Genomic DNA, 19,638 nt, shown 5'->3' on the forward strand with positions numbered 1-19,638 from the left:
CCATGTGGATGACCAAAGTCAGTATTCAAAACCCCGTCTTCGCCACCATGGTCATGGTGGCGCTGGTGGTGCTGGGCATCTTCTCCTACCGGGGCCTGGGCGTGGAGAGCATGCCCAGCGTGCAATTTCCGTTCGCCGCCATCGAAGTGAACTACCCGGGCGCCTCGCCCGAAGCCGTGGAAAACGACATCACGCGCCCCATCGAGGACGCCGTCAATACCGTCAGCGGCATCAAGACCATCCGCGCCAACTCGTGGGAAGGACGCGCCGGCGTCTACCTGGAATTCGAGCTGTCGACCAACATGGACAAGGCCATGCAGGACTTGCGCGACAAGGTGGCCCTGGTGCGCCCGCGCTTCCCGAAGGAAGCCAAGGACCCGTTCATCGCCCGTGCCGAGGGCGACAACGAGCGCCCCATCGCCACCATCGTGCTGACCTCGACCGGGCATGACCTGCGCTCGCTGTCGACCATGACGGAGCAGATCATCAGCAAGCGTTTCCAGGGCGTGGCCGGCGTGGGGCAAGTCAAGCTGCGCGGCCTGCGCGCGCGCCAGATCCTCATCAGCATGAAACCGATCGAACTCAATGCCCAGGGCATCGGCGTCGATGAAGTGATCCGCGCCATCCAGGCGACGAATACCAATCTGCCGGCCGGCTCCATCAGCCATGGCGCGGCCGAACAGCTGGTGCGCGTGGAAGGCAAGATCAAGGATGCGCGCGAATTCGGCAAGATCATCGTCGCGCGCCGCGCCGTCGGCCCCGTCTACCTGGACCAGGTGGCCACCGTCGTCGACGGCGAGCAGGAAGAACTGTCGATTTCGCGCATGAACGGCCAGCAAGCCGTGACCATGGAAATCACCAAGGTGCAGGACGCCAACGTGGTCGAAGTGGGCACCGGCATCCTGAAAGTGGCGGCGGACCTGCAAAAGAGCCTGCCGCCCGATATCACCCTGCGCGTGCTCGATGACGAGTCGGAACGCGTGCAAAGCCAGCTCAATAACGTCAAGCGCACCATCATCGAAGGCGCCGTGCTGACCATGGTGATCGTCTTCCTGTTCCTCCTGCACTCGTGGCGCTCGACCATCATCACGGGCTTGACCTTGCCGATCTCCGTGCTGGCCAGCTTCATCGCCATGAAGGCCTTCGGCTTCACCCTGAACTTTTTGACCCTGATGGCGCTGTCGCTGTGCATCGGCCTGTTGATCGACGACGCCATCGTGGTGCGCGAAAACATCGTGCGTCACCTGGGCATGGGCAAGAACCACTACAAGGCGGCCAACGACGGCACCAATGAAATCGGCCTGGCCGTGATGGCCACCACGTTCGCCATCGTCGCCGTGTTCGTGCCCGTCGCCTTCATGGACGGCATCATCGGCCGCTTCTTCCTGCAGTTCGGCATCACCGTGGCCGTCGCCGTGCTGGTATCGCTGTTCGTCAGCTTCACGCTCGACCCCATGCTGTCGTCCGTCTGGCGCGATCCCGTCAAGAACCGCTTCAAGTACGCGCCGTGGCTGGGCCGCTTCATGGCCTGGATCGAGACGGGCATCGACCGCCTGCACGTATGGTACGGCAAGGTGCTGGCTGTCGCCTTGCGCTGGCGCAAGACCACGCTGGCCACGGCCGTGGCCCTGTTCGCGGGCAGCCTGATGCTCGTGCCGATGATCGGCGGCGAGATGTTCCCGGAAACGGACCAGGGCTGGGTCAACCTGCGCTTCAAGACGCCCGTCGGCTCCAGCCTCGAATACACGGATTCCAAGGTGCGCCAGATCGAAACGGCGCTGAAGGAATTTCCCGAGATCGACAGCCTGGTGGCCAACGTGGGCACCCAGGATGGACGCAATGCGGCCGACGTGAACCTGAAGCTGACGGACATCAAGACGCACAAGCGCCGCTCGCAGCAGGAACTGGAAAAGCTGATCCGCGAACGCCTGGCGCCGATTGCCGGCATCACCCTGTCCGTCGGCCAGCGCCCCATCTTCATCGCCATCCTCGGTACGGACGAAGGCAAGCTCGATGCCGTGGCGCACACCCTGATGGACAAGATGCGCAACATCAAGGGCCTGGCCGACATGGAATACAGCCAGGAAGGCGCCAATCCGTCGACCACCGTGAAGATCAACAACGAGCTGGCCAGCGACCTGGGACTGTCGGTGCAGCAGATCGGCAATGCCCTGCGGCCGTTCGTGGCGGGCGACACGGTCAGCCACTGGCTGGCGTCCGACGGGCAAAACTACGACGTCAACGTGCAGCTGCCGAAATCGGGCCGCCAGAAAGTGGCCGACCTGGCCGACCTGTCGCTGGCGTCCAGCAAGCTTGACGCAAACGGCAAGCCCGTCATGATTCCGCTGCGCCAGGTGGTCGACTTCGTACCGTCATCGAGCCCGCAGGTGCTCAAACGCCAGGCCTTGCAGCGCCGGGTCGCCATCTATGCAGGCACGCAGGGCCGCCCTGCCGGCGACGTCGACGCCGACGTGCAGAAGGCCATCAAGTCCATCGACCTGCCGCCCGGCGTGCGCTTCGACGTGGCCGGCAATGCGCAGCAGATGGCCGAAACCATGGGCGGCGCGATGATGGCGCTGGGGATCGCCGTGATCTTCATCTACCTGGTGCTGGCATCGCAGTTCGGCAGCTTCTTGCAGCCGATCGCCATCATGGTGTCGCTGCCGCTGTCCCTGATCGGCGTGCTGCTGGCCCTCCTGATCACGGGCAGTACCCTGAACATCTTCTCCGTGATCGGCTTCATCATGCTCATGGGCCTGGTCACCAAGAATGCGATCCTGCTGGTCGACTTCACCAACCAGCGCCAGCGCGAAGGCCTGGGGCAGTTCGAGGCGCTGATGGAAGCGGGGCAAGTACGCTTGCGCCCCATCCTGATGACGACCCTGGCGATGGTCTTCGGCATGCTGCCGATGGCCATCGGCATGGGCGACGGCGGCGAATCGCAGGCGCCGATGGGCCGCGCCGTCATCGGCGGCGTGATCACCTCGACCTTGCTCACCCTGGTGGTGGTGCCCGTCGCCTACACCTACCTCGACAGCCTGGGCAAGCGCGCCGCGCGTTTCTTTGGCGGCGGCGAGCATGCGCATGCCGAATCCACCGACGACGGCAAAGCACACGCCCACTGATTGACCGGTCGCCTTCACCGTCCCCGCATTGGCGGGGACGACGCGGCGGCTTCCTGAAGAGAGCTTCAGTTGACCAAAGCGGCCCCACTGGCTAGACTGTCCCCGTTATCAATGATATGGAGTGACTCGTGGGTGCTTGTTCCAGTGACAGTAGTCGATTGACCATCGGCGATCAGCCTTAGGCAAGACGCGCGCATTCCGCCCGCCCTGCCCTCGGCAAGGTGCGGTTTTACCAGCGGCAGTACTCTCTCGCCGCCACTTCCCCCTCATCGTTCCACCGTGATCGTCTGCTGCCCCCTTGCGGGCGGATTGTCTTCGCCCTTGCACTCGCCTGTTCCTCCCCAGCCGGGAGAAACTGATGGTGGTATTTGATTTTGCGCTGCGCGTTGCCGCAGCATTGACCCTGGGCGCCATGATCGGCGCCGAACGCCAGCTGCGCCAGCGCATGGCGGGCCTGCGCACGAACGCGCTGGTGTCCGTCGGCGCCTCGCTGTTCGTGATGGTTTCCGTGCTCGAAGGCGATGCCTCTGGCCATATGCGCATCGCCGCGCAGGTGGTGTCGGGCATCGGTTTTCTCGGTGCCGGCGTCATCATGCGAGAAGGCATGACGGTGCGCGGCCTGAACACGGCCGCCACCCTGTGGTGCTCGGCCGCCATCGGCATCCTGTGCGGCCTGGGGTTTGCGCTGGAAGCGGCCATCGGCACAGGGTTCGTGCTGATCGCCAACCTGGTGCTGCGCCACCTGGCGCAACGCATCAACGCCCACGGCAGCGAAGCGGGCATCGAGACGGAAAGCATCTACCGCGTGACGGCCGTGTGCGAGGCGGAGCAGGAAGTCCAGGTGCGCAAGCTGATGCTGCGCCTGATCAGCGGCATGCCGGCCCTGATGCTGCAATCCTTGCACAGCGAGGATGCGGCGCACGCCGGGCGCATCGAAGTGCGGGCCGACCTGCTCACGCCCTTGTCCAGCCTGGGATTGCTGGAGCAGATCGTCAGCCAGGTCAGCCTGGAAGGCAGCGTTTCGGCCGTGCGCTGGGCGCTCGTGAACAACGCGGAATTTGTCGCCGAACGGGGAGTATGATGATGAAAAAATTCTTCCATTGGTTTGCCCGGCGCGGCCCCGTCGTGGCCACCTACCGCCTGACCGTCACCTGCCCGGCGGCGCAAGCCGACCACGTGGTGCGCCTGCTGCTGGCCGAACTGCAAGGCGCGGGCCTGGCGCCGTCGCAGATGCTGCGCAGCTGGGACGCGGCTAGGCAAGTGGTGCGGCTGATCGCCACGGTGCTGTGCCAGGCCGTGCAGCGCGCCGTGCTGGTGCGCTTCGTCAACCGCGCTGGCGCCTGGCCGCAAGTGCGGCAGGTGCGCTGGGAAGGCGTCGCCCCTTCACTCTGAGGCCGGCAGGCGCATGGTGAACAGCGCGCCGCCTTGCGGGCGGTTGCATGCCTCGATGCGCCCGCCATACGCGTGCACGATGGCCTGCGACAGGGCCAGGCCTAGGCCGAAACCGGGCGCCTCGCCCGCGCGCGCCTGGGCGCCCCGGTAAAAACGCTCGAACAGATGCGGCAAGTCTTCCACGCCGATGCCCGGCCCCGCGTCCGCCACGCCGACCAGGGCATGTTCGCCCTCGCGCGCCACGTGCACGGTGATGCTGCTTCCGGGCGGCGAAAACTTCACGGCGTTATCGAGCAGATTGGCCAGCACCAGGTCCACGGGGCCGGCCGCCACCTTGGCCTGCACGGCCACGCTGTCATCGAAGACGATGCGGATGCCGCGCTGCGCCGCCGTCTTTTCCAGCCGCTGCGCGGCCGCCCGCACGAGCGGGTTGAGCGCGATGGTTTCCACGGCATTGCGCTCCTGCCCCACGTCCAGGCGCGTGAGCATCAGCAATTCTTCCACCAGGGTCGTCAGGCGCTGCACTTCATCGAGGCAGGACGCCAGCGCATCGACATACTCGGGCGCTTCGCGCGGACGGCGCAGGGTGATTTCGATTTCCGTGCGCAGGCGCGACAGGGGCGAGCGCAATTCATGCGAGGCGTCGGCCGTGAAGCGGCGCTGCGCATCGTAGCCGTGTTCCAGGCGGTCCAGCATGGCGTTCAGGGTATCGACCAGGCGGCCGATTTCATCCTGCGTGCCGGGATGGGGCAGGCGCTGGTGCAGGCTGGCCTCGCCGATCGAATGCGCCTGGTCCACCACGTCGTCGATGGCGCCCAGCACGCGGCGCGTGAGCATTTCGCCGGCCAGCCCCACGGCCGCCAGCAAGGCCAGCGCCATGGCGCCAAACAGCACGGTGGCCGCGGCCAGCACGTGATTCGTGTCGTCGAGCGAACCGGCCACCTGCACCGCCAGGCGCGAACCGGACGAGGGCACGGGAATCGAGACCATGCGCAGCGGCTCCTCGCCGAACTTGGGCAGGGTCTCGAAGACGGTCTCGCCAGCCGCCAGGCGCGCCAGCAGGGCTGCCGGCGCCGGCAGCTGCGCCGCCTCCAGGTTGCGGCTGCGCGCCAGCACGCGCCCCTCGCCATCGATGATCTGCACCAGGCGGTCCAGCCGCGTCAACGACGGTGGCGCCAGGCCCGGCGCCACCTCGTGCACCTGCACGGGCTGGCGCGGCGCGGCCGGCAGCATGGCCATTTCCGTCTCGGCCAGCGCCAGCAGCGCCGCATCGAGCTGGCCATGCACGGCGCGCGACAAGCCCCAGTAGCCGGCCAGCGCCGTGCAGGCGACGATGGCGAGGATGACGGCCAGGTGCACCAGCAGCAATCGCTTGCGAAAGCTAGCCATCATGGTTTTCCGCCAGGCGGAAGCCGCGTCCGCGCACCGTGTGGATCAACGGCGGCAAGCCCGGCGCATCGACCTTGCCCCGCAGGTTGCGCACGTGGACGTCGATCAGGTTGTCGATGCCGATCAGGTCCGCCTGCCAGATCTGCTCGGCCAGGCGCGCGCGGCTGACCACTTCGCCCGCCTGGCGCAGCAGGATCAACAGAATCGCGTATTCCTTGGGTGTCAGCACCAGCGGCGCGCCGGCACGCGTCGCCTGGTGGCTGACGGGATCGAGCGTCAGGTCGGCCAGCGCCAGGACCAGCGGGCGGCTGATGTCGGAGCGGCGCAGCAAGGCGCGGATGCGCGCCAGCAGTTCCTCGAATTCGAACGGTTTGGTCAGGTAATCGTCGGCGCCCGTGTTCAGGCCCGCCACCCGGTCGGCCGTGGCGTCGCGCGCCGTGAGCATCAGCACGGGCGTCTGGATGCCGCGCGCGCGCAAATCGCGGCAAAAATCGATGCCCTGCTTGCCCGGCAACATCCAGTCCAGCACGATCACGTCGTAGTCGACGGCGTAGCTTTCGTCCTCGCCCTCTTCCGCGCTGTGCGCCACGTCGACGACAAAGCCCTCTTCCTGCAAGCCACGCGCCAGCAGGCGCGCCGCCTTGCGGTCGTCTTCCACCAGGAGGATTCTCATGCCTGCCTTTCGCCTCGCGCCTTGTTTTCCATGCTGGCATTTTACCGCGCCGCACCGTGCGCACACCGAACCTGAAGAATGATTCAGGCGTTCTTGGGCGCTTCTTCAGGAGCACATTGCTATGCTTTTCCGGCGCTGTCATACCGCTGCCCGCGCTCCCCTCTGACCGCCCGCCTGGGCACGGCATCCACGCATGCCCCATCACCATCAATAACAAGGAAACACGGGATGAACACGACCACCCGCAACGCCCTGGGCGCCAGCTGCGCCCTCGCTCTCGCCTGCTCGGCCCTGGCCGGCTGCGCCAAACCGACGGCGGCAGCCATGCCGCCCGTCCAATCGATGCATCTGGACGACGGCAGCATCGCCGTCGACAAGATGTCGCCGCTGCGCCGGCGCCTGCAGATCGCCGCCGTGCAGGAACACAAGATCGCCACGCAGACGGAGGCGCCGGGCAGCATCGTAGCCATGCCGGAAAAACTGGTGAAGATCACGCCGCCCCTGGCCGGGCGCATCACGCGTTTGCAGCGCGCGCTGGGCGACAGCGTGAAGGCGGGCGACCCGCTGTTCACGCTCGACTCGGCGGAGCTGAGTGCCGCCTACGCGGACGACAGCAAGGCGAAATCCGCCCTGCTGCAGGCGCGCCAGGAACTGGAGCGCCAAAAAACGCTGTTCGAGGCGGAAATCGCCGCCCGCAAGGAGTACGAAGCGGCCCAGGCGGCCTTTGCGCAGGCGGGCAGTGACGCCCAGGCCAGCGCCGACAAGCTGGCCCAGTACGGCGCGGGCGCACGCGGCACACGCGGCACACGCCGCGACTACGTGCTGCGCTCGCCCATCGCCGGCACCGTGATCGCCATGGAAGGCGCCCAGGGCGGCTACTGGAACGATATCAACGCGCCCGTCATGACGGTGGCGGATCTCTCCACCGTGTGGCTGTCGGCGAATGTCGCCGAAAGGGACCTGGCCCAGGTGGCAGTGGGCCAAAAGACCCGCATCAAGGTCGATGCCTGGCCCGGCAAGGATTTTGAAGGCAAGGTCGCGTATGTGGGCGCCGTGCTCGATCCCGAGACGCGCACGGTGCAAGTACGCGTGGCCATCGACAACCGCGCCGGCGCCTTCAAGCCGGGGATGTTCGCTCATGCGGGATTCGCCGGCGCCAGCCGCCGCGCCCTCCTCGTGCCCGCGTCCGCCGTGCTGCAAAGCGGGCTATCGACCCGCGTGATGGTCGAGCGCAGCCCGCTGGTATTCACGCCGCGCACGGTGCAGGTGGGCGCCAGCCATGGAGAACAGGTGGAAATCCTCGCTGGCCTGAAAGCGGGCGAACGCATCGTCGTCAAGGAAGGAGTGCTGCTCAATGATTGACCGTTTCATCGCCACTTGCTGCCAGCGGCGCGGCATCGTCTGGCTGGTGCTGCTGTTCGTCGCCGCCTACGGCGTCTACTGCTGGAAACAGCTGCCCATCGAAGCCTATCCCGACGACATCGCCGACGTCACTTCGCAAATCGTCACGCAGGTGCCGGGCCTGGGCGCCGAGGAAATCGAGCAGCAGATCACCATCCCGCTCGAGCGGGCCCTGCTCGGTACGCCAGGCATGCACGTGCTGCGCACGCGCAGCCTGTTCGCCCTGTCGCTGATCACCGTGGTGTTCGAAGATGGCAGCGACGGCTACTTCACGCGCGAACGGCTGCAGGAGCGCCTCGCCAGCGTCAACCTGCCGTACGACGCCAAGCCGGGCCTCGATCCCTACACCTCGCCCACGGGCGAGATCTACCGCTACACGCTGGAGTCGAAAACGCGCTCCCTGCGCGAACTGTCCGAGCTGCAGTTCTGGACCGTGATCCCGCGCCTGCAGCAGGTGCGCGGCGTGGCCGACGTCAGCAATTTCGGCGGCCTGACGACGCAGTTCATGCTGGAACTCGACCCCGCAAAACTGGACAGCTACGGCTTTTCGCTGGCGCAGGTGAAGGATGCCATCAACGCCAACAACGTCAGCGGCGGCGGCAGCGTCATCGACCGCGGCCAGCAATCGTACGTCGTGCGCGGCGTGGGCCTGCTGCATTCGCTCGACGACATGGGCAACGTCGTCGTCAGCAGCAAGGACGGCGTGCCCGTGCTGGTGAAGGATCTGGGCAAGCTCGCTTACGGCAACGTCGAGCGGCGCGGTATCCTCGGCAAGGATGACAACCCGGACACCATTGAAGGCATCACCCTGCTGCTGAAGGATTTCAATCCGTCCGAGGCGCTGGCCGGCATCCATGCGGCCGTCGACGATTTGAATGCGAATGTGCTGCCGAAGGACGTCAAGGTCGTGCCCTACCTGGACCGCAGCTCGCTGATCGACGCCACCCTGCACACGGTGGGATTTACCCTGGGCGAAGGCATGCTGCTGGTCGCCCTCGTGCTGCTGCTGTATCTGGGCAGCCCGCGCGCGGCCGCCATCGTCGCGCTGACGATCCCGCTGGCCCTGCTGATCGCTTTCATCTTCATGCACCACTTTAAGATTCCCGCCAATTTGCTGTCGCTGGGGGCGATCGACTTCGGCATCCTCGTCGACGGCTCCGTGGTGGTGCTGGAAAACATGCTGCGCCGCCGCGAACGGGAGCAGGACCGTCCCCTGACCCTGCAGGACGCCATCGACGCGACCCTGCAGGTGGCGCGGCCCATCATGTTCGGCATGGCCGTCATCATCGCCGCCTACCTGCCCCTGTTCGCCTTCCAGCGCATCGAATACAAGCTGTTTTCGCCCATGGCGTATGCGGTGGGCGCAGCGCTGGCGGGCGCGCTGGTGGTGGCGCTGGTGCTGATCCCTGGCCTGGCCTGGCTGGCCCTGCGCAAGCCGCGCCGCACCTTCCATAACCGCACGCTGGACAAGCTGGCGTCCGCGTATGGCCGCTTCCTCGAGCGTACGGTGGGCAAGAAGCGCTGGGTGGCGATGGTGTGCGCAGGATCGCTCGCAGCGCTTGCCATGCTGGGCGGCAGCATCGGCCGCGATTTTTTACCCTACCTCGATGAGGGTTCGCTGTGGCTGCAGGTGCAGATGCCGCCCGGGATCACCCTGGACAAAGCGTCGGAGATGGCCAGCGAACTGCGGCGCGCCACGCTGGAGTTCCCGGAAGTGTCGACCATCGTCACGCAGACGGGGCGCAACGACGACGGCACCGATTACTGGACGCCGTCGCACATCGAAGCGAGCGTGGGCCTGCATCCGTACAAAAGCTGGAAGTCGGGCATGAGCAAGCAGCAGCTGATCGCGAAAATGAACGCGCGCTTCGCCCGCATGCCCGGCATCACGGTCGCCTTCATGCAACCGATGATCGACGGCGTGCAGGATAAATTGTCGGGCGCGCACAGCGACCTGACGGTGAAAATCTTCGGCAACGACCTCGATGAAGTGCGCGCGATCGCCGGCAAGGTGGCCAACGTCCTGAAAACCGTCCCCGGTGCCTCCGACGTGGCCGTGGACGTGGAGAGCCGCCGCTGCCCAACCTGAAGGTGGAACTGGACAGGGCAAAAGCGGCACGCTACGGCATCAACGCGGCCGACGTGGCCGACCTGATTGCCACCAGCATCGGCGGCGCGCCCATCGGCCAGCTGTACGTGGGCGAAAAAAGCTATGACATCGCCGTGCGCTTCCCGCCCGCCACGCGTTCCAGCCCGGACGCCATCGCCAGCCTGAAGCTCACGGCCGCCAACGGTGCCAGGGTGCCACTGGCGCAGGTCGCCACCATCAGCACCACCTCGGGCGAGAGCGTGATCGTGCGCGAAATGGGACGGCGCCACATCATCGTGCGCCTGAATGCCCGCGGGCGCGACCTGGCCAGCTTCCTGGCCGAAGCGCGCCCGCTGGTGGCGCAAGCCGTGGCGGGCGAGCACCAGCGCATCAGCGTCGAATGGGGCGGCCAGTTCGAAAACCTGCAGCGCGCGCAAAGCCGATTGGCCCTGATCCTGCCGATGACCCTGGGCGCCATGTTCCTGCTGCTGTTTGGCCAGTTCCGCAACCTGCGCCAGCCCGCGCTGGTCTTGCTGGCCGTGCCGCTGGCCATGCTGGGCGGCCTGGCCGCGCTGCACCTGCGCGGCATGACCCTGAATGTGTCGAGCGCCGTCGGTTTCATCGCCCTGTTCGGCGTGGCCGTGCTCAATGCCGTGCTGATGCTGGCGCAGATCAACCGCTTGCGTGCGGACGAAGGCATGAGCTTGCGCGACGCCGTGCTGGAAGGCGCGCGCGACCGCATGCGCCCCGTGCTGATGACGGCTACCGTGGCCGGCCTGGGGCTGACACCGGCCATGCTGGCCACGGGCCTGGGCAGCGACGTGCAGCGCCCGCTGTCCACCGTCGTGGTGGGCGGCCTGTTGACGGCGACGGCACTGACCCTGCTGCTGTTGCCGGCCCTGTATTACCTGATCGAGGCGTATGTACAGCAACGCCGGATCGATACCGAAGGAGTGAACCATGACACGTTTTAATGTAATGCTGGCGGCCTGGCTGATCGCCCCCTGCGCCAGCGCCGCCCCGTTGTCCTTCGAGACCTATTTGTCCGCCGTGGAAAGCCACAGCCTGGAACTGCAGGCGCAGCAGGAAGACATCGTCTCGGCCAAGGCCGGCATCGGCATCGCCGGCCTGCGTCCCGATCCCGAATTTACCCTGGGCGCCACGCGCGAGACCGTGCGCAGCGTCGAACACCGTCCCATCACGTGGAATCCCGCCATCAGCATGGCCATCGAGACGGGCGGCAAGCGCGCGGCGCGCTTAAAATCCGCACAGAGCCATGTCGCGCTGGCCGAGGAGACGGTGGCTGGCTTCAGAAGTGAACTGTATGGCACGGCCGCCGCCGCGTTCACGGAAGCGTGCCGCACGCGCGAGGTCCTCGCGCGCAAGGAGCAGACCATGGCGGCCCTGTCGAAAGTCGTCGAAGCGAATGCCGTGCGGCGCAAGGCGGGCGACGTGGGCGGCATCGAGCTGCTGCAGTCGCGCGTGGAACGCGACCAGTTCCAGGCCGACCTGGCGCAGGCGCGCAGCGAGGCCGATAGCGCCATGCTGAATTTGTCGCCGCCCTTGGGCCGCCAGTTCGACAGCCTGTTCCCGGACGCGCAGCTGGCGTGCGACTTCGCCGCGTACGAGAACCAGGATGCCAGCGTGCTGGTGCCGCAGGCGCTCGGCGCGCGCAGCGACGTGCGCATCGCCCGCGCCACCCTGGACTATCTGCGCGACGGCGCGGCGCTCGTGCGCGCCAACCGCGCCGTCGACCCGACCGTCACCGTGGGCCTGGCCGCCGCGCGCGGCTACCATGACAGTTTTGACGCCGGCGGCAATCCCGTCGACGGGTCGCCGCGCTCACGCGCATTGAGCCTCTCGCTGGCCATTCCGATCCCCCTGTCGCGGCGCGACAAGGGCGACGTGGTGCAGGCGGAAGCGGGCGTCACGCAGGCCATGCTGGCCCTGCGCCAGGCGGAACTGACAGCGGAAACGCAGGTGCGCACGGCACAGCGGCAGCTGCGTGCGGCGCAGGACAGGCTGGCGCGCTACCGCGACGGCGTGCTGGTCGATGCGCAAAAGGTGGTCGACGGCATGCGCCTGTCCTACGTCAAAGGCAATGCCTCGCTGCTGGAATGGCTGGCGGCGCAGCGTTCGGCCGATGAGGCGTATCAGGGCTATGTGCAGGCGCGCGCCGATGCGGCCATCGCCAGCACGCAGCTGCAACTGGCCATCGGCCAGCGGCCGAGCTTGTAGCGGAGGAAGGGGAAACGCGGGGAGACCGGCGCGGCGATGCCGCACCGGTCGTCAGGAACGGGGAATTACTGCGGCTGGGCGGGAGCGTCGGTGTCGTCCGCTTCAGGCTCTTCACCCTCGGCGCCCTCTTCACCGTCGGCCGGCTTCGGATTGTTCTTCGCTTCCAGCTTGCGTCTGGCTTTTTCCTCGGCTTTCTTCTTCTTTTCCAGCTCTTTTTGCCGTTTTTCGTATTGGAAATTTGTCTTGGCCATTTACTACTACCTCTTTAGTTTTTTATTGTTACAGATAAGCACATAGGGCACATTATGACGTAATTGGACCAAACACCAAATGTTTAGCCGCGCGGATGATGCTGCGCATGCAGCAGTTTCAGCCGTTCGCGGGCCACATGCGTGTAAATTTGCGTGGTGGAAATATCAGAGTGCCCCAGTAACAATTGCACAACACGCAAGTCCGCGCCATGGTTGAGCAGATGCGTGGCGAACGCATGGCGCAGCGTGTGCGGCGACAGCGGCGCCGTGATGCCGGCGCTCAGCGCGTGTTTCTTGATGATGACCCAGAACATTTGCCGCGTCATGGCGCCGCCGCGCCGTGTGACGAACAGCGCGTCATCCATCTGACCGTCGAGGATGATGCCGCGCGCTTCCTTCAGGTAGCGCTCGATCCACAGCCGCGCCTGTTCGCCGAACGGCACCAGGCGCGTCTTGCTGCCCTTGCCCGTGATGCGCAGCACGCCATCGTTCAGGCTCAGTTCCACCGATTGCAAGTCCACCAGTTCCGACACGCGCAAGCCGCTCGCATACATGAGTTCGAGCATGGTGCGCTCGCGCAAGCCCAGCGGCGTGCTCACGTCGGGCGCCGCCAGCAAGGCTTCCACCTGCGCTTCGCTCAGGGTGTGCACGAAGCGCGCCGGCTGCTTGGCCGAGACCATCTTCAGGCACGGGTCGGCGGCGATATGCTTGTGCCGCAGCGCCAGCTGGTAAAAGCGCTTGAGCACGGACAGGCGCCGGTTCGACGACGTCGCCTTGCTCTCGTCGTGGCGGGCGGCGAAATACGCCTCGATGTCGGCCGTGGACACCTCGTACAGCCCCTCGCGCCCGGGCCGCGCCACTTCCAGCCAGCGGGCGAACAGCCGCATGTCGCGCCGGTAGGCATCGAGCGAGTTTTTCGACAGGCCGTCTTCCAGCCACAGGCTGTCGCAGAATTCGTCGATCAGGGTGGCGTTGTCGGGCGCCAGCAGGCTGTTCATCATCGGTACGCTTCCACGCCTTCATGCGCCAGCAGCCAGCGCTTGACGCCCAGGTGGAATCCCGTCGCATCGTCGTGATGGGCAAAGCCGCCCAGGCCGCCGGCGGCCGTCACGCGGTGGCAGGGAATCACCACGGGAAACCAGTTGGCGCCGCAGGCCTGGCCCACGGCGCGCGGGGCCGAGCCGATCAGGCGCGCCACGTCGCCATACGTGCGCACCTGGCCGCGCGGAATCCCGGCGATCGCCGCCCATACGCGTTGCTGGTAGGCGCTGCCCGCGTCTGCCAGCGGCAGGTCGAAGACATAATCGGGATCAAGGAAATAGCGCGCCAGTTGCTGGCACGCCCGCTCGGAGACGGCATCCTGCGGCGCTTTCTCGTCGAAGTGCGGCGGCAAATACACCAGTTCGCGCAACTGGCCATCCTGCGCGCGCACGCCCATGGCGCCGAACGGCGCGGCCACGATGGCGCTGAACAGTTCACTGCCCTGTTGTTTTTTCATCTGCTGATCATTATTCAAGTGTGGCATATATGCAACCTGCCGGCGCGGAAACGGCGCCACGGGAATTATGCACCGACTTTGGGCGTGCCGGCGGACGTTTCCTGCGCACGAAAAAAAAGCGCACCAGCCGGTGCGCTTCAAATATTGCTTCACGTTCCCGGTCGTTTGGGTCCGCCGGTGCCGGCTTGTGGCCGCAGACAGCTATGACTCAACAACTTCTGTGAAACGTGTGTCTCCTCAATATATCCCCGGTATCAATACCGTTTTTATAGACCACTCCCCCACTAACCTTGTTGCCAATTCTGTATTTCAGCCTTGCTACCGGGGCGTATATGCATATACGTGTTTCCCCTTAAGGCTGCCCATCATAGCGCATTTATTCGGCCGGATCGACTTTTTTTGCACCATGACGGGGACAACTGTTTTAGTTGTAAATTAAATTTGGCAGCCACAGCGAGATTTGTGGTACGTAGGTAATCAAGCCCAGGAAGGCGAGCATCGTCAGCAGCCACGGCATCACGGCTACGGTCAGCTCCGAGATGCCCATCTTGGTGATGCCGGACGCCACGTACAGGTTCAGGCCCACGGGCGGATGGCACATGCCGACTTCCATATTGACCACGATCAAGATGCCGAAGTGCACGGGGTCGATGCCCAGCTTCATGGCGACGGGGAACAGGATCGGCGCCATGATCAGCACGATGGACGACGGCTCCATGACGTTACCAGCCAACAACAGCAGCACGTTGACCACCAGCAGGAAGCTGATCACGCCCAGGCCCTTGCCCGTGATCCATTCGGCCATCGCCTGCGGGATGTTTTCGCTGGTCATCAGGAACGAGAACAGCACGGCATTCGTGATGATGTACAACAGCATCGCCGACATGGCGGCCGAATCGAGCAAGACCTTGCCCACTTGCTTGATTTTCAAGTCCTTGTAGACGAAGACGGCGATGATGAAGGCGTACACGGCAGCCATGGCGGCCGCTTCCGTCGGCGTGAAGGCGCCTGAATAGATGCCGCCCATGACGATGACGATCAGCAGCAGGCCCCAGGCGCTTTTCTTGAACGTCACGAAACGCTCGCCCCAGCTGGCCTTTTTCATGCGCGGATAGTTGTGCTTGCGCGCCAAAAACCACGTCGTCAGACCCAGCAGCATGGCCAGCATCATGCCGGGAATCACGCCCGCCATGAACAGCTTGCCAACAGAGGTATTCGTGCTGACGGAATACATCACCATCACGATCGATGGCGGAATCAGAATGCCCAGCGCGCCCGAGGTGGTGATGACGCCGGCGCCGAAACCGCGCGGATAGCCCTGCTTGACCATGGCCGGCAAGATGATGGAGCCGATCGCCACCACGGTGGCGGGGCTGGAGCCGGAGACGGCCGCAAACAGCGCGCACGCCATCACGCCGGCCAGCGCCAGGCCTCCGTGCCAGTGTCCCACCATGGAGCTGGCGAAGTTGATCATGCGCCGCGCCACTCCGCCATGCGTGAGGAAGTTACCCGCCAAAATGAAGAACGGGATGGCCATGATTTCGAATTTTTCAATGCCCGTGAAGATCTTCAGGGCCACCGATTCGATGGGCACGCTGGTCATGGTGAACAGGAACGTCAGTACCGTCAGGCCCAGCGAGATGGAGATCGGCATGCCGGTCAGCATCAGCGCCAGCAGCAGCACAAAAATAATCAGCGCGTTCATGCCTTGGCTCCTTTTTCTTCCGCCGTCAGTTCGTCTTCCAGGCCCTCGACATGCGAGTGGTCGTGTTTTGGCAGGGCGCCCGTCTTGATGAAATGCACCATTACCTGCAGGAAACGGAAGCACATCAGGTAGGAACCGAGCGGCACGGCCAGGTAGACCAGCCACATCGGTACTTCCATGTCGGCCGAAGTCTGGTCCGTGTGGCCGATAGACCACACGAAGCTGGCGCCCAGGGTGCCCACGATGCCCGTAAACAAGGCGCCGGCGGCCAGGCCGAAGACGATGAAACGGTCGCGCAGCGGGGGTTCATGCGGTTGATCAGGACGTCGACGCCCACGTGGATGCCCGTGCGCACGCCATACGCGGCGCCGAACTTGGCCATCCAGACGAACATGTAGATGCACAGTTCCTGGGCCCAGCTGGTGTTGATTTGAATCAGGAAGTCTTGCAGGCCGGGAATCGGCAAGCCTGCCAGGTAGCGGTGCACGACCGCCACGAAGATGATGAAGGTGGCTGCGCCCATCAGGGACGCGATCAGCCACTCTTCCAGGTGATCCAGAAATTTCATGGTGGACTTTCAAAGAATGCGGGTACGCTGGCACCCGCGCAGGACGCGCAGGTGCCGTTGCTGCAGAAAGACAGGGATGTCCCTGAAAGCCGCGCCCGGTGGCGCGGCCAGCGCGGCTTACTTCGCGCTTTCCTTGTTGATGGCCGAGATCAGATCCTTGCCGATGCGCCCTTCCATGGCCTTCTGCACGGGCGCCAGCGCCTTGCGCCACTCGGCCTGTTCCTGCACCGTCAGCGTGTAGATCTGCGTCTTGCCCGCTTTCTTGATGGCGTCGAGGGCCTGGTCGTTGTCGCGCTGGGCGATGGCTTTTTCAAACGTGGTCGCCTCGCGCATGGCTTTTTCCAGCTGTCCGCGGATATCGGGCGGCAAGCCATCCCAGAATTTCTTGTTGACGATGACGGCATAGCCCAGGTAACCGTGGTTCGATACGGTCACGTGCTTTTGCACTTCATGCATCTTTTGCGTGTACATATTCGATGGCGGATTTTCCGTGCCGTCGACCACGCCCGTCTGCAGCGCCTGATACACTTCCGAGAAGGCCAGCACCTGCGGATTGGCGCCCAGCGCGCGCATCTGCGCGTCGAGCACCTTCGACGACTGGATGCGCATTTTCAGGCCCTTGAAATCGGCCGGCGTGTGCAGCGGCTTGTTGGCCGACATCACCTTGAAGCCATTGTCCCAGTAGGCCAGGCCCGTGATACCCTTGGGTTCCAGCTTTTTCAGCAGGCTCTTGCCGATTTCACCTTCCGTGACGTTGTACAGCGCCGTCTTGGTAGGGAAGATGTAGGGCAGATCGAAGGCTTCGAATTCCTTCACGCCCAGCGGGCCGAACTTGGCCAGCGACGGCGCCAGCATCTGCACGGCGCCCAGCTGCAGCGCTTCGAGTTCTTCCTTGTCCTTGTACAGCTGGCTGTTCGGGTAGAGTTCGACCTTGACCTTGCCATTCGTGGCTTTTTCGGCCAGTTGCTTGAAACGTTCGGCGGCCTGGCCTTTCGGCGTGTCGGTGGCCACGACGTGGCTGAACTTGATGACGATGGGCGCTTGCGCATAGGCATGGACGCCGGCGGTGGCGCCGATGGCCGCGCACAGTGCGACGAACAGGGTTTTCATTGGTGGCAGTTGCATTTTTGTCTCCTGAGTGGTTTTTAGAAAAACTTTATTATTTGTCTATTTGAATATTGTGCCAAAGAAACTGCCTCGGCTATTGTGGTTAACCACAATAGCCGCTTCCCGATAAGCCGCTACCCTGCCAGCCATGCCGACTCCCCCCACCCTTGCGCGCCGCTTCAAGCTATCGAGTCCGATGCGCTGGCTGCTGCCCGTCATCCTGCTGCTGCTGTTCCTCTCCGTCCTGTTCTGGCTGCCCTGGCAGGCGCGCCAGATGGAAAGCAACGAGCGCCAGGAGCAATTGATCGCCGACACGCTGTGGGTCGAGCAAACCATCCGTTTCCAGCTGGCGCGCAACGAGGAAAGCCTGTTCAACCTGGGCGTGGACATCGCCAGCGGCTCCCTGTCGGCGGAAAAAGTGCACGAACGGCTGCAGCAGATGCTGCGCAATGGCCGCGAACTGCAGCGCGTGCTGTGGCTCGACACGAGCGGCAAGGTGCTGGCCACCAGCGACAGCAATCCGCCGCACGCCCTGGCGTTTTCTCCCGCCTCGCTGACGGCGGCCGACAATGCGCGCCGCCTGCACCGGGGCCAGTACGCCCAGCCCTCGCAGCAGACGGGCTTTCCCGACGCGCCACCGGGTGCCATGCTGATGGATTACCACCAGCCCCTGTTCGATGGTCAACGCTATGTCGGCAGCCTGGTGGCCACCTATCAGATCAGCAGCCTGCTCGATGAAATGGTGCCGTGGTGGTTCGCGCAGGATAACCAGATTTCGCTGATCGACCGCGACGACAAGGTGCTGGCGCGGCGCGCCGCCGCCGGTCCCGGCCACGGCGTGTACACGCACAAGCGCGCCCTCGACGTGCCCGGCGCCAGCATCACGCTGTTTACCGACAGCGTGAAAAGCCAGCCCAAGCTGCTGCCCAATCTGCTGGTCGGCTCCGTCATCGCCCTGTCGCTGGGTTTATTATGGAGCTTGCTGGCCCTGTGGCGCCACATCTCGCGCCGCCTGGTGGCCGAGGGCGCGCTGCGCCAGCAGATGCTGTTTCGCACGGCGATGGAAAACTCGCTGGTGACGGGCATGCGCGCGCGCGACCTGGAAGGAAGAGTCACCTACGTGAATCCCGCGTTTTGCCAGATCGTCGGCTATCCGCCCGAGGAAATCCTCGGGCGTTTGCCGCCCATGCCCTACTGGGTGCCGGAGGCGCTGGAGGAATACCAGCAGCGCTTCGTCAAGGCCCTGGCCGGCAATCCCACGCCGCAGTTCGAAACCTATTTCCAGCGCCCGGACGGCACGCGCGTGGCCGTGCTGATCTTCGAGGCGCCGCTGGTGGACAAGAACGGCCAGCAGACGGGATGGATGGGTTCCGTGCTCGACATCTCGGATCGCAAGCGCGTCGAGGAACTGAATCGCCAGCAGCAGGAAAAGCTGCAAACGAGCTCGCGCCTGGCCACCATGGGCGAGCTGGCGTCGATGCTGGCGCATGAACTGAACCAGCCGCTGGCGGCCATTTCCAGCTACACGACAGGGGCCTTGAATTTGATCCGCCGCGCCATCGACAGCGGTACCCCCGTCGAGCCGAATACATTGAAACCGGCGCTGGAGCAGGCCAGCGCGCAGGCGCAGCGGGCCGGCCAGATCATCCGCAGCGTGCACGATTTCGTGCGCAAGAGCGAGCCGCAGCGCCAGGATATCGCCATCCGCACCCTGATCGACGGCATCCGCGCACTGATCGACCTGCAGGCGCGCAAATACTATGTCACCATCCAGGAAGAGCTGCCGCCCGATCTGCCGCTGCTGCGCGCCGACCCCGTGATGATCGAGCAAGTGCTGCTGAACCTGACGCGCAACGCCATCGAGGCCATGCAGGATGCGGCGCCCGGACGGCGTATCATGCGTCTGCGGGCCAGCCACGACGCGCAGCAAGGCATGGTGACGGTGGACGTGATCGACCATGGCCACGGCATCCCGGTGGACGTGGCCGAGCGGCTGTTTTCGCCGTTTTTCTCGACCAAGTCCGAAGGCATGGGCATGGGCCTGAACATCTGCCGCACCGCCATCGAATTTCACGGCGGCGCGCTGACCTTCGGCGCCAATCCCGCTGGCGGCACCATCTTTACCTTCAGCGTGCCGGCCGCGCCGCACGCCGCACCAGGCAATAACGCATAACGAATAACGAAACGACAAGCCGGAGACAC

At 64.8% G+C, this 19,638-nt stretch carries 13 protein-coding genes and 2 pseudogenes; 7 read left to right on the forward strand and 8 right to left on the reverse strand.

From position 1 onward, the window contains the following. The first annotated feature begins 2 nt into the window (after positions 1–2). The 3 genes from ACQVLG_RS02660 (at position 3) to ACQVLG_RS02670 (ending at position 4,517) form a co-directional block, all read left to right on the forward strand. Entirely contained in the window at positions 3–3,125 is a 3,123-nt protein-coding gene (locus tag ACQVLG_RS02660) for an efflux RND transporter permease subunit (protein WP_474292744.1), read from the forward strand. A gap of 361 nt (positions 3,126–3,486) precedes the next feature. After that, positions 3,487–4,206: an MgtC/SapB family protein gene (locus ACQVLG_RS02665; RefSeq protein ID WP_205412515.1), complete on the forward strand. Its 720-nt coding sequence runs from the start codon at positions 3,487–3,489 to the stop codon at positions 4,204–4,206. A 2-nt stretch (positions 4,207–4,208) separates the two neighbouring features. Beyond that, positions 4,209–4,517 (forward strand): hypothetical protein, encoded by a 309-nt coding sequence (locus ACQVLG_RS02670; RefSeq protein ID WP_230539947.1) that lies wholly within the window; start codon positions 4,209–4,211, stop codon positions 4,515–4,517. On the opposite strand, the gene ACQVLG_RS02675 is transcribed toward ACQVLG_RS02670, so the two are convergent. Further along, positions 4,509–5,906, reverse strand: a complete 1,398-nt coding sequence (locus tag ACQVLG_RS02675) for a sensor histidine kinase (RefSeq protein WP_474295512.1) — start codon at positions 5,904–5,906, stop codon at positions 4,509–4,511. The two genes, ACQVLG_RS02670 and ACQVLG_RS02675, sit on opposite strands and share 9 nt — an antisense overlap. Continuing rightward, complete coding sequence (locus ACQVLG_RS02680; protein ID WP_474292745.1) at positions 5,899–6,579, reverse strand: response regulator transcription factor; 681 nt, start codon at positions 6,577–6,579, stop codon at positions 5,899–5,901. Before ACQVLG_RS02680 ends, ACQVLG_RS02675 begins: the two co-directional genes overlap by 8 nt. Positions 6,580–6,807: 228 nt before the next feature. Between ACQVLG_RS02680 and ACQVLG_RS02685 the strand changes: the two genes are divergently transcribed. From ACQVLG_RS02685 to ACQVLG_RS02695, 3 genes and pseudogenes are all read left to right on the forward strand, one after another. Then, entirely contained in the window at positions 6,808–7,941 is a 1,134-nt protein-coding gene (locus ACQVLG_RS02685; RefSeq protein ID WP_474292747.1) for an efflux RND transporter periplasmic adaptor subunit, read from the forward strand. Beyond that, positions 7,934–11,043 (forward strand): annotated as a pseudogene (locus ACQVLG_RS02690) (efflux RND transporter permease subunit). The gene ACQVLG_RS02685 and the pseudogene ACQVLG_RS02690 overlap by 8 nt, the downstream one beginning before the upstream one ends. Then, positions 11,030–12,307, forward strand: coding sequence for a TolC family protein (locus tag ACQVLG_RS02695; protein WP_474292749.1), 1,278 nt, complete (start codon positions 11,030–11,032; stop codon positions 12,305–12,307). The pseudogene ACQVLG_RS02690 and the gene ACQVLG_RS02695 overlap by 14 nt, the downstream one beginning before the upstream one ends. A gap of 65 nt (positions 12,308–12,372) precedes the next feature. Here the strand turns inward: ACQVLG_RS02695 and ACQVLG_RS02700 are convergent, their stop codons facing one another. From ACQVLG_RS02700 to ACQVLG_RS02725, 6 genes and pseudogenes are all read right to left on the reverse strand, one after another. Continuing rightward, positions 12,373–12,558, reverse strand: coding sequence for a hypothetical protein (locus ACQVLG_RS02700; RefSeq protein ID WP_076567759.1), 186 nt, complete (start codon positions 12,556–12,558; stop codon positions 12,373–12,375). A gap of 83 nt (positions 12,559–12,641) precedes the next feature. Continuing rightward, positions 12,642–13,559, reverse strand: a complete 918-nt coding sequence (xerD, locus tag ACQVLG_RS02705; RefSeq protein WP_442906700.1) for a site-specific tyrosine recombinase XerD — start codon at positions 13,557–13,559, stop codon at positions 12,642–12,644. After that, the gene (locus tag ACQVLG_RS02710; RefSeq protein WP_474292751.1) at positions 13,556–14,056 is read right to left on the reverse strand and encodes a methylated-DNA--[protein]-cysteine S-methyltransferase; all 501 of its coding nucleotides are present in this window, start codon (positions 14,054–14,056) and stop codon (positions 13,556–13,558) included. The genes xerD and ACQVLG_RS02710 overlap by 4 nt, the downstream gene beginning before the upstream one ends. A 424-nt stretch (positions 14,057–14,480) precedes the next feature. Further along, positions 14,481–15,761: a TRAP transporter large permease gene (locus ACQVLG_RS02715; RefSeq protein ID WP_034746868.1), complete on the reverse strand. Its 1,281-nt coding sequence runs from the start codon at positions 15,759–15,761 to the stop codon at positions 14,481–14,483. Further along, positions 15,758–16,329 (reverse strand): annotated as a pseudogene (locus ACQVLG_RS02720) (TRAP transporter small permease). The gene ACQVLG_RS02715 and the pseudogene ACQVLG_RS02720 overlap by 4 nt, the downstream one beginning before the upstream one ends. 117 nt (positions 16,330–16,446) lie before the next feature. Next, positions 16,447–17,439, reverse strand: coding sequence for a TRAP transporter substrate-binding protein (locus ACQVLG_RS02725; RefSeq protein ID WP_230539988.1), 993 nt, complete (start codon positions 17,437–17,439; stop codon positions 16,447–16,449). A gap of 145 nt (positions 17,440–17,584) precedes the next feature. On the opposite strand from ACQVLG_RS02725, the gene ACQVLG_RS02730 reads away from it, so the two are divergent. Then, positions 17,585–19,609, forward strand: a complete 2,025-nt coding sequence (locus ACQVLG_RS02730) for a PAS domain S-box protein (protein WP_474292753.1) — start codon at positions 17,585–17,587, stop codon at positions 19,607–19,609. Positions 19,610–19,638 lie beyond the last annotated feature (29 nt).

The sequence above is a fragment of the Janthinobacterium sp. TPC_1 genome, from assembly GCF_056037845.1.